At 43.5% G+C, this 11470-nt stretch carries 10 protein-coding genes and 1 pseudogene; 6 read left to right on the top strand and 5 right to left on the bottom strand.

From position 1 onward, the window contains the following. The 3 genes from AB4Z17_RS27820 to AB4Z17_RS27810 all read right to left on the bottom strand — a co-directional run. On the bottom strand, positions 1-304 hold a 304-nt coding region (locus AB4Z17_RS27820), incomplete at its 3' end, for a hypothetical protein (RefSeq protein WP_441963398.1). Positions 305-425: 121 nt separating this feature from the next. Beyond that, positions 426-2207: a sensor histidine kinase gene (locus AB4Z17_RS27815; RefSeq protein ID WP_441963396.1), complete on the bottom strand. Its 1782-nt coding sequence runs from the start codon at positions 2205-2207 to the stop codon at positions 426-428. A 26-nt stretch (positions 2208-2233) separates the two neighbouring features. Further along, on the bottom strand, positions 2234-2416 hold the full coding sequence (locus AB4Z17_RS27810; RefSeq protein ID WP_441963394.1) for a hypothetical protein: 183 nt from the start codon (positions 2414-2416) through the stop codon (positions 2234-2236). Positions 2417-2469: 53 nt separating this feature from the next. Between AB4Z17_RS27810 and AB4Z17_RS27805 the strand changes: the two genes are divergently transcribed. The 6 genes and pseudogenes from AB4Z17_RS27805 (at position 2470) to AB4Z17_RS27780 (ending at position 10118) form a co-directional block, all read left to right on the top strand. Next, the gene (locus AB4Z17_RS27805; RefSeq protein ID WP_441963392.1) at positions 2470-3864 is read left to right on the top strand and encodes an ABC transporter substrate-binding protein; all 1395 of its coding nucleotides are present in this window, start codon (positions 2470-2472) and stop codon (positions 3862-3864) included. Positions 3865-3962: 98 nt separating this feature from the next. Beyond that, positions 3963-4877, top strand: coding sequence for a carbohydrate ABC transporter permease (locus AB4Z17_RS27800; protein ID WP_430054572.1), 915 nt, complete (start codon positions 3963-3965; stop codon positions 4875-4877). Positions 4878-4892: 15 nt separating this feature from the next. After that, positions 4893-5708 carry a carbohydrate ABC transporter permease gene (locus tag AB4Z17_RS27795; protein ID WP_076271505.1) on the top strand — a complete coding sequence of 272 codons (816 nt, stop codon included), beginning with the start codon at positions 4893-4895 and terminating at the stop codon, positions 5706-5708. 17 nt (positions 5709-5725) lie between these two features. Continuing rightward, the gene (locus AB4Z17_RS27790) at positions 5726-7759 is read left to right on the top strand and encodes a DUF5107 domain-containing protein (RefSeq protein WP_441963390.1); all 2034 of its coding nucleotides are present in this window, start codon (positions 5726-5728) and stop codon (positions 7757-7759) included. A gap of 502 nt (positions 7760-8261) precedes the next feature. Beyond that, positions 8262-9425: pseudogene (locus tag AB4Z17_RS27785) on the top strand (glycosyl hydrolase family 8); the annotation flags it as partial. A 48-nt stretch (positions 9426-9473) separates the two neighbouring features. Then, positions 9474-10118, top strand: coding sequence for a discoidin domain-containing protein (locus AB4Z17_RS27780; RefSeq protein WP_441963400.1), 645 nt, complete (start codon positions 9474-9476; stop codon positions 10116-10118). 65 nt (positions 10119-10183) lie between these two features. Here the strand turns inward: AB4Z17_RS27780 and AB4Z17_RS27775 are convergent, their stop codons facing one another. Both AB4Z17_RS27775 and AB4Z17_RS27770 read right to left on the bottom strand, forming a co-directional pair. Further along, the gene (locus AB4Z17_RS27775) at positions 10184-10774 is read right to left on the bottom strand and encodes a TetR/AcrR family transcriptional regulator (protein WP_441909384.1); all 591 of its coding nucleotides are present in this window, start codon (positions 10772-10774) and stop codon (positions 10184-10186) included. Between the two features lie 52 nt (positions 10775-10826). After that, on the bottom strand, positions 10827-11282 hold the full coding sequence (locus AB4Z17_RS27770) for a VOC family protein (RefSeq protein WP_441909382.1): 456 nt from the start codon (positions 11280-11282) through the stop codon (positions 10827-10829). Positions 11283-11470 lie beyond the last annotated feature (188 nt).

Here is an 11470-nt window from a genome sequence, read left to right as displayed (position 1 = left end):
CCTTTAAATATTGGCCGCTATTATCTGGAATCGTCTCTACCTCCACGGTTACATTTGGTTTGAGAGCCGAATATTCCTTCACCTTCTCCGTCCAAAATTCGATATCGGTCTTCGATTCCCATATTCCAAATTTCATTTTTATCGGCTGATTTTGATTGGAGGTTTGTTTCTGTGGTGCATTAACAACCAAAGAATAAATCGTATCATTGGTATCAGCCTTAAACATACCGATCCATCCTGCAAGCAAGCCTATCGATATCAAAGTAACGACTAAGACTGAGGCAATATTTTTGTTAAATTTCATTTCCACTTCTCCCAGCAAAACTTGAAGCCACAAAAGAATGATTGCGCTTTCAAGTATATGGCATTTATTATACAGCGTTTATGGTTAGAAAAGATGACATTTTTAGCTCAAACATGATCATTTATGCTGAAAAATCAGCCATTTCCTCATCCGGTTCATTAATCAAAGGCAATCGAATGCTCACCTTTGTTCCTTGCGGCAAATTAGATTCGTATTGCAATCCATACTGCAAGCCGTAGTGCAGTTGTATCCGTCGATGTACATTTCGATTGCCCATTCCGCTAAACGTATAGGAGGCCGTTCTGTCTTCAAGCTGATCAATTACGTCTGATGTCATTCCCATCCCATTGTCTGCGATCGTAATGAGTAAATTTTTATCATCCCTTACGATTGTGATTGTGATGATTCCAGGGTAATCAATATCCTTCAGACCATGAATGATGCTATTTTCCAATATAGGCTGCAGCAATAGCTTTAACAAATAATGTCCTGAAACCTCAGGATCGATGCTCCATTCCATTTGGATCGGTCTGCCGAAACGAATCTCCATAATGTACAAATAATGCTTCAAATGGTCGACTTCATCCGCTATCGTAGTTAGAAGCCCGCCGCGATTAAAAGAGGAAGCCAATAACTGAGTCAACGAGTGAGTCATGTTGCGGATATTGTCCGCTTTGCTTATTAAGGCCATAAACTTAATTGCGTTTAACGTGTTGATTAGAAAATGCGGATTAATTTGCGACTGCAGCGCGGCAAATTCTGCTTTACGCTTCTCAACCTCCTGCTTCTCACGCTGGCTTATTAACTGGCGAACCTGTTCGGTCATTAGATTAAAGGAATGGCCCAGCCTCACCATCTCCAAGCTGCCCGAGCCTGTAAATTTCGCATTTAAATCTCCACCCGTTACACGAACCATTTGGTGGAGCAGCACACGAATCGGCTTGGTCACATTGGAAACAAAATAGAAGGAAACGAGCACAAACGCTAAAATGATCAAAATAGCGAGAAACCACACAAATGAATTTACATTCCGGTAATTGGCGAGCAAATCTGCGAATGGAATAATTTGAACAATATACCAATCCGTATTGTCTACTTTTGCATACGTTATTAATTTCTTATTGTCCTCTGAGTCATCTACGAAGGACCCTTCTACCCCGCGGCTTATCTCTTTCGACCAATTGTTTACAACCTGGCTTCCCCTATCGATAACTGTATTCGAAGCGATGATTTGACCTTTGCCGCTTACAATATGCAGAACTGATTCCGAATTATCGCGTGACTGCAAAATATGATCGAAAGTTCCGCTTTCAAATGTAAATAGGATTAATTCCATTTTGGACATCCGATTCGTCGTGCTTGGAGAGAGCGCAGCGGCCATCATGTACGGATTGTAATTCCCATAAAGAGCGTTGGGAAGCATGCCTTGAAACCGGATGACGTCAGGCTTGCTAATTGTGTCTCGGTACCAATCTTGCTCGCGTACAGCAGAGTCGTCCATCATCATGTTTTTCAAATAAGAATATGATTTTCCGTTATCAAAAAAAAAGTTAACAGAGAGCACGCGGCCAGAGACCGATGCGGTGTACTTCTCGATCATTATTTTCAGCTTATTGGCAGCCTTCTGCTTCTCGATGCCGCTCAAACGATTAATATCAAATATGGTGAAAATGACATCCTGATCTACGCCAATCGAAGCAAACAGACCAGACATGCGGTTGATTTCCTGACTTACCGAATATGAAAGCGCTTTCGATATTTGCAGCGAGCGCCCTGTGTTTTGTTCGAGAATATCCCGTTCGTAAATGTTCAATATGACGGAGCATATTAAAAAGACAGGTACGATAACAACCGAAATAAAAAATAGTTTTAGTATGGTAGACATGCGCAAGTTTTTTTGCATATTGGCTCCTTGATTAGATGTTAGGCTTACTCCTCGTATATAACCACCTCAAGCTCATCGCTGTCAATATTCATTTTGGCAAAACCAGTTTTCTTTCTATTAATAAAGTAATGCACCCGCTCGCTGTTTGCTGCAACCGCTTCCTTATCAGCAATAACCAAATATAAATTGAGTACAAAATATGACGGATTCAGTTCAAAAATGGTCATGTACCCGGTTGCATTCCCAGCGGTATACTTACCAAAAAAAGGAGGAGTCAACAATGCAAAGAAACAAAATATTTTCGATTTTATTAACAGTAATGATGATCTTTTTAGCCGTCGGGTGCTCAAACTCGAAGAGCAACAACCCGGAGGTTACTGAGTCTCCCGCTCCTGCTGCAACAACCGAGCCCACTTCTGCTGCCGAGCCAAGTCCTGATGCTGTCGGCCTTGAAGGCAAAGTTGTCTTCTGGTCCATGTGGAGCGACACCGAGCCGCAAGCAAAAGTGATTAAAGTGGCAGTCGATGAATTTAAAGCTGCTAACCCAAAAGTTGCCGTCGATCTGAAGTTTACAGGACGGGATATTAGAAAGCTGATTAAACCAGCACTCGACGGCGGTGAACAAATCGATATATTCGAGGATGATCCTTCCGTTACGATGGCGATCGTTAAGGACCATTTGCTGAAACTGGATGAATATTTGGCTACACCATCTGTAGGCATGGAAGGAAAATCATTGCAAGATTCACTTATGCCAAGCTTAATGGATTGGACAAAATCATTGTCAGTAACAGCAGGACTTGAAGAAGGCCACTATGCGATTCCGCAGCAGCCGTTCGCTGTACTATTTTTCTACAACAAAGAAGTGTTTGAGAAAGCAGGAATTACGACTCCGCCTAGCTCATGGGAGCAGTTTATGGAATATTGTGAGCTGATTAAAAAATCTGGCGTTGCTCCGATCACATTCGATGATGCATACCGTGATTTGTTCATCGGCGGATACCTCAGCAGCGCAATGGGCAATGAATGGGTCGACGCACTCGTCAATGACAAAACAGGCGAGATGTGGAAAGATCCGATCATCCTTCAATTCGCCAAAGATATGGTCATGATGAAAGAGAAAGGTTACTTCTCTTCTAAGCTTGCAGGCAGTAAATACCCAGCTGCACAGCAGGATCTCGTATTCGGTCAATCCGCAGCTTATCTGAACGGCACTTGGCTTCCGAATGAAGTTTCTGCCACAGCAGGTCCTGATTTCAAATGGGGCTCCTTCCAATTCCCAACTGTGCCTAACGGCAACGGAAAAGGCCAGAATGAGCTGACATTTGGCGCACAAGCTCTTATGCTGAACAAAAACAGCAGCAATAAAGAAGCTGCTATCGAATTAGTTAAATATCTGGTAAGCCAAAAAACACAAGCTGAAATGGTGAAGCAAGCTCAAGCTATTCCCGTTTCTATCGATACAGAATGGCCTGCAGCACTCGCTGAAGCAGAAGCAGCAATTAACAACGCTAAGGTCAATGCGCCTTGGGGCTACGGAATCAACAACTCCGCTGACTTCTCCAAAGGTGTAATCGTACCCGTATTTATGGAGCTTGCCGCTGGTAAATTAACGGCAGACGCTTACGTCAACAAAATGAGTGCAGAAGCCAAAAAGTTTTATGGCACAAAATAACGTTAATTAAATACTTCGATCATTGTGCAGCGATCCTTCGGATTGCTGCACAATGACGTTATAACGGATTATGAATCATATCCGGGAGGGAAATTTACATGCAAATTAAAAAACCGATGATTGCCCTTTTCCTTTTGCCGGCGGTACTCATCTATCTTGCAGTCTTTCTATATCCAACGCTTAGAGCTTTGCTGATGAGTTTCTATTCCTTGCCGTCCATATCAAGCAAAATGTCAGAGTGGTCGTTTATCGGATTCGAAAATTACACAGACCTGTTCCGCAACAGCTATTTTATGGACTCTGCATGGAATGTATTGAAAATATGGCTGTTTGGCGGCATCATCACGATTTGCTCCGCCTTCCTATTTGCTGCTATTTTATCATCCGGCGTCCGCGGCAAAACGTTCTGGCGCTCGCTCGTTTATTTGCCGAATACCGTATCTGCAGTCGTGTTATCCGTTATTTGGATTCATTATATATTTAATTCAAGCTATGGCTTCTTAACGAAACTGTTCCGTTTCCTTGGACTCGATATGCTTGCCGATATTCAGTGGACGAGCGACAGTTATTTGTTCCTCTCCATGCTGCTGGCGTACTGCTTTGGTTCCATTGGCTACTTTATGCTTATCCTTAATGCCGGAATGGACCGTATTCCACGCGACTATTACGAAGCTGCCCTGCTCGAAGGGGCTAATCCATTGCACAAGTTTTTCCGAATTACGCTGCCGCTGCTTCAGGACATATTCCGTATGACGCTCGTTTTATGGACGGTAACAGCCGTGAATTTCTTTGTCTGGTCCGCTACCTTTGGCGGTGCGAGTGAAAGCGTCGCTACGATGACGCCGGGCTACTTTATGTATCTCAAAGTGTTTGGCGACGGCACTTCAGTTTATACGCAGGATGCCTTTAATGTAGGAGCAGGCGCGGCAGTAGGCGTTAGTATTACGATATCAATTCTAATCCTATCCGCCATCATCAATCAGTTCTTCCGTAAAGAACGTCTTGAATATTAAAGATGAGGTGTTAGCATGGTTAATAAAATTCGGTACGTCCCGCTCTATTTGTGGCTGCTGTTCACGATTGTGTTGTTCGGTTTCGCCATTCTAGCTTCACTGAGCACAACAAGAGGCATTTTTACAAATTCATTATTTGAGAGCGGCATTCATTTCTCCAATTATATTGATTTATTCAAAACCCAGAAGATGGGACGGTACTTTCTGAACAGTGTTATTTATACCGTTTCAGCTTGCGTCGGTGTTCTCGTATTCGCTGCTCCTGCCGCTTATGTTTTGGGCAGAGTAAAATTTCGCGGCAAAAAAATAGTCAATCTGATGTTTTTATCCGCAATCTCCATCCCTGGCCTGCTCATATCCATCCCGCTTTTTTCATTGTTCGTTGAGCTGAAGCTTACAGGTTCCATTATTACGCTCGTATTAATCTATATTTTCACTAATATTCCGTTTAGCGTATTCCTTCTCACCGGATTTTTCGCTTCCATTCCTAAAGAATTGGAAGAATCAGCTGCTGTTGACGGCTGCGGACCTATACAAACGTTTATCAAAATCATATTGCCCGTTGCCCAGCCTGGCCTCATTACAGTTTCTATTTTCAACTTTATGTCGATATGGAATGAGTATTTGTATGCGCTTATATTTGCTGGTGATCCGAAATATCATACGCTCGCGCTTGCATTGCAATCCATCGTACTCGGCTTTACCAACACAGGAAACTATTCCGGTATTTTTGCAGCATCCATTATCGTATTTTTGCCTACATTCATTTTGTATTTGTTTATTTCCAAGCGCATTGTTGCAGGCATTACGGTTGGATCAGTAAAAGGATAGAAAGGAGTTCATTCACCATGCGTGTATATCAATCTACCTTACGGATCGAAGGCTCAAGCATTGGCGGTCAAAATCCACTGCCGATGTTCCGAAATCGTCAAAAACATAGAGAAGTCAGCGATAACGGCACTCTTCCAAGCGAGCTGCGATCAAAGCTAGGATATGAAGCAGGGGAACGTTATTTACCCTACCGAATGCAGGATCGTTATACTAGAGATCGGAAAAATCTATTGCTAGAAACTATCGTGCTCGAAAATGAGCATTTGCAGGCTGTTTTTTTACCTGCTTATGGTGGAAGATTGTATTCTCTTACGGAGAAAAAAACAAATCGCAGCCTTCTCTATACGAATCCGGTGCTGCAGCCTGCCAACCTAGCCATATTGAACGCTTGGTTCTCTGGAGGAATCGAGTGGAATATCGGTCAGCTCGGACATACGTTTACCACCTGCTCCCCCGTTCATGCAGCCATACTGCAAGATGAGAAAGGAAACGATTTTCTAAGGCTGTATGATTACGAGCGCTGTAAAAACGTATTTTGGCAAATTGACTTTCATCTGCCCGCCGATTCAAACAAGCTCATTCTTTATGTGCGGATCATTAATGACAATGACAAGTCGGTTCCGATGTACTGGTGGACGAACATCGCTGTAGAGGAAACACCGCAAGCCCGTCTTTTTTCATCAACAGATGAAGTCATTTATATTGACCATAAAGTGAAAGGATTTGGCCTTGGCAAGCTGCCGTATCTGCCGACTGTACCGGGCAAAGACGTCACCTATCCGCTGAACTTTCCTTTCTCGAATGAATATTTCTTTCAAACGAAGGCAAGCTGTARTGCTCCTTGGGAGGCTGTCGCTTATGAGGATGGACGATTGTTTTATGAACGCTCCACCTCTCTTCTCCGTTATCGCAAAATGTTTTGCTGGGGAAACCATGCCGGAGGAAGACGATGGTGTGATTATCTTGCTAACCCCGGTGAAGGAAATTACATTGAAATTCAAAGCGGCTTAGCGCCAACGCAGCTGCATGGACTTGATATGCCTGCTCAATCGGAGTGGGATTTCACGCAAGCAATCGGCATGACCGATATTAAAATCGACAAAGCCCACCAACAGGATTGGAATCAGGCGAATCAATACATTCGAGATTGTGTCGATCATCATATCGATGCCGAAGAAATGGAGAAGCTGCATGAGTCCATGCGAATTCTCGCACAACAAGCGCCTGAGCAAGTCCTTTATACGGGTTCTCCATGGGGTGCGCTAGAGCAGCTGCGCCGAGAACTGAAGGAAAATCGAACAATTCCTGAAGGCTTTTATTTTACTAAGCTAAGCACAGCACCAGAAGCCGAGCATAGCGATTGGCTCGCCCTTCTTGAAACAGGAACGCTTCCAGACCACGACGTGCAAGAAGTGCCGAAAGCATGGATAGTTCAGGATGAGTGGCTTGCCCTGCTTGAAGAGAGTCTTGAGCAYCAAGAGAACCAATCATGGAACGCTTATATGCATTTGGGCATCATGCTTTATGAGCGAGGAATGGAGCAGGAGGCTATCGATGCATGGGAGAAATCGATAGACATTCAACCCTCCGTATGGGTATATCGAAATCTAGCTGAAGCGATGAAATATGTAGGACGAATCGATCTGGCGCTTGCCTACTGGAAGAAAGCCTATCTCGTTTCCAACTCGTTCCCTGATCGTGCTTTGGCTGAGGAATACTTAAATTTGCTCATAGCTAACAAACAGTACGAAGAGGCGTGGCAAATGTACAATGAATTGCCTGAAGCCTATTCGAGCAGTGACCGCATTCAAATTATAGTAGGCGTTGCCGCACTTGAGCTTGAACAGGATGCATTCGTTAAGCAATTGTTCCTTAAGGAATTTGCGGTCATACGTGAAGGTGAAATATTAATCATAGAGCTATGGTATAAATACAATGCCAAGAAGCTTGCACAATCAAGGAATGAATCCTATTCCGAACTACATCTTGAAGAGGCGAAAAATCAATTTCCGCCGCCAACCAATATTGACTTCAGAATCATAGGTGAATAAAAAGATGACGGTGCGTAGTAACGTGCCGTTTTTCTGTGCTTTGAGAATGCTGCCTCGCCCTATTCTGTTCCGTTTTAGGCATAATATAAAAATTGAAATTGGCTGTAGACATATACAAATTTTGTGTGTTACATTGATTAACATAGAGGCATGAACGAAAAACAACCATCAGGAATGGATGGCTAGAAGTAAATTGGTTGATTCTATAGTGTGTCCTGCACCTTTAGTCTCATCTGAATTACTTTTTTTATAGGCCTAAAGTTAAAGCGCTTAAATGTTTTTATTTTTTGCCTTTAAATTAAAGCGCTTTAATTTTTATTAAGCTTGATTACATGCAAAGGAGGCTGCGAATCTGTCGACGGTTATACAACTATAATTTTAGGAGGAGTTTTAATTGCGCACTTTAAAAGCAAACAAAAGTATGATGAAATGGATGGGCCATGTCTTTCTCTGCTCAGCGATGCTTCTAACTTTATTGGGTGCACCCGCTCCACTTCAAACGAAGGTGCATGCTGCAGGAGAGCTTAAACCATTTCCGCAGCAGCTGAGCTATCCTGGCATTATAAAACCTAACCATGTCACTCAGGCAGCTATGAATACAGCAGTTTCGAGTTATTATACTTACTGGAAATCAACCTATTTAAAAAATAACCTCTCCTCATTGCCAGGCGGCTATTATGTCAAAGGGGATATTACAGGAAGCGCTGAAGGTTACGACCCGCTTGGTACTTCAGAGGGGCAAGGCTATGGCATGGTCATCACAGCCTTGATGGCAGGCTTTGATTCAAATGCCAAAACCATTTATGACGGTCTATTCAAAACCGCTAGAGCTTTTAAAAGTTCTGGCAACTCAAATCTTATGGGCTGGGTTGTTGCAGACGCTGCTGGTGCACAAGGACATTTCGGCTCCGCTACCGACGGTGATTTGGACATCGCTTATTCCTTAATACTTGCTGACAAGCAATGGGGATCAGCTGGCACAATTAATTATTTGGCAGAAGCCAAAAAAATGATTACGAACGGTATCAAGGCGAGCAATGTCACGACGAATAACCGCCTGAACCTTGGCGATTGGGATGCTAAGAGTGCATTAAATACCCGTCCCTCCGACTGGATGCTCTCGCATTTAAGAGCTTTTTATGAGGTGACAGGAGATCAAACCTGGTTGAATGTCATTAACAACTTGTACACTGTTTATAGTCAGTTCTCAAGCGCTTATTCAGCTAGCACGGGGCTGATTTCAGATTTTGTAGTCGACAATCCTCCAAAGCCAGCTCCACAAAACTACTTAGATGAATTTCCAGAAACTAACGAATACAATTACAATGCAAGCCGGGTTCCACTCAGAATCGTAATGGATTATGCTTTCTACGGCGACACGAGAGGCCGGGATATTGCTAACAAAATGGCCGTATGGATTAAGGGCGCCACAAGCGGCAATCCGAACAACATCAAAGATGGATATAAGTTAAATGGCGGAGTTAGCGGTTCATACGCAACAGCGGTTTTTGTATCGCCGTTTATATCAGCAGCAACTACTAGCAGCACGCACCAAGCATGGGTAAATGCCGGCTGGGATTGGATGAAAAACAAAAAAGAGTCCTATTTCAGCGATTCCTTCAATTTGCTTAATATGTTGTTCATTTCAGGTAACTGGTGGATACCGACTGGTGGTGGAACAACGGATACTCAAGCTCCTACAGCACCAGCGAATTTGACTGCATCATCTGCATCCAGCAGCCAAGTCAACTTGAGCTGGTCAGCTTCTACCGACAATGTTGGCGTATCTGGTTATCAAGTATTTCGCGGCGGCACATTAGTTGGCTCGCCTTCTAGCACGACCTTTACTGACACAGGGCTTAACGCTTCCACTTCATATAGCTATACAGTAAAGGCGATAGATGCTGCGGGCAATCTTTCTGCGAGCAGCAATACAGCCAGTGCAACAACGAGCCCAAATTCAACAACAACGAACCTTGCTTTAGGCAAGACCGCTACAGCAAGCTCAATTGAGGGAACAGGATTTGAAGCTTCCAAAGCAACGGATGGCAATTCGACGACAAGATGGGCGAGTGTTGAAGGAAGCAACAACGAGTGGATTTACGTAGACCTTGGTTCCATTCAAAACGTCAACCGTGTGAAATTAAACTGGGAAGCTGCTTACGGTAAAGGCTATAAAATCCAAGTTTCCACAAATAGTACAACTTGGACAGACGCTTTTACAACGACAACAGGCAATGGAGCCATCGATGATATTACGTTTGCATCCAAAAGCGGAAGATATGTAAGAGTGCTTTGCACGGCACGAGGTACAGCTTACGGATACTCACTTTTTGATTTCGAGGTATACGGCTCTTAATAGGTAAACACAAACAAAGCCTGACCGATAACTGTCGGTCAGGCTTTGTTTTGTTTGTTTCTCATTTAACGAAGGCCGTCTAGAAGCTTACGCAGCGTCTGCAAACATTCCTCCATCGCTTCAGCAGCCTCAGCAGTATCCGATATTTGTGCGAGCCAAAGCGCCGCTTCATTCATAGCTCCCGACAACAAATGAGTGGCAGCATCCAGACGAACACCCTTAAGGTAGCCCTGCTGCTGCATCATTTCCAGCTGTTCWAGCAGCAATTTCATCGACTGCTGCTCATCCAGAAGCCGCCACTCCTCCCAGCCAAGCACGGCAGGACCATCGATTAGCATGATCCGCCTGTTTTGCGGCTCGATTGCGACAGTCACAAATGCACGGCATCCCAGACATAATTGCTCCCACAAATCGTCGCTAAGTGAAGCCTCTTCCTCCAGACGCTTCGCTACTTCAGACTGAACAAGTGAAAGCACCGCTCGGAATAAACCTTTTTTGCTGCCAAAATGGTGATAAACAGCCCCCCGAGTGACCTCAGCATCTTTGGCTATTTCCTCAAGTGAACTGTCCGCAAATCCGAAAGTGGTAAAATGATGCCTCGCCACTTCCTCTAGCTTATGAATCGTCTCTTCCGTATCTTTTTTCGTTTTCCTCATCCAGTTGCTCCTATTTTCTTAAAAGCTCAGAAGGAGCTTCAAGCAAGCTCATTTAATTATCAGCTGCTGCTCCCTCTTGCTGCCACACAGATTGCACATAGTTCATGCTTTCTTGCTCCGAGGGCGGAATAATTGCAATTACATCTATTAATACGCCGCCGGGATCAGAGAGAATAAAATGTCGTTGCCCAAAATCCTCATCGCGAATATCCTGCTCCAAAGACAGCTTCGCGTCAAGGACCAAGCGCTTGTACTCACTATCTACATTATCAACTTCCATGTTAAGAATCAATCCTTCAGCTCTCTTACGATAGCTCGCGGGAACCGATGAATGACTTGCTGATAGCAGCGCTAATTCATAAAAGCATTGCCCTTCACCCGTCTTCCGCAAGCTCACATACCAGTCAGACTCGTACACAACTTCAAAACCAAAGTAGCGTTGATAAAAATTAGCGCTTTCCGCTACATCCTGTGACATCACAACTGGATAAAAACTGTTCATTTTCAAATGGAAGCTCTCCTTTAATACTTATAGAATTGAATATAGTTGAATGTTAACATACATTCTGTATGTACGTAAATAGCATATGATTTACTATTCATGTTTAAGTGACTTAACCCAATAATATAAAATTTGACAATTAATCATCAAGCACTTATTATATCCATGACAGATATATCAAAAATGGATATATC

The organism is Paenibacillus sp. TAF43_2, assembly GCF_052113545.1.
In the GTDB taxonomy this organism is placed as follows: domain Bacteria; phylum Bacillota; class Bacilli; order Paenibacillales; family Paenibacillaceae; genus Pristimantibacillus.
The sequence above is the reverse complement of the archived record's forward strand: the minus strand, read 5'-3'. Positions and strand labels throughout refer to the sequence as shown.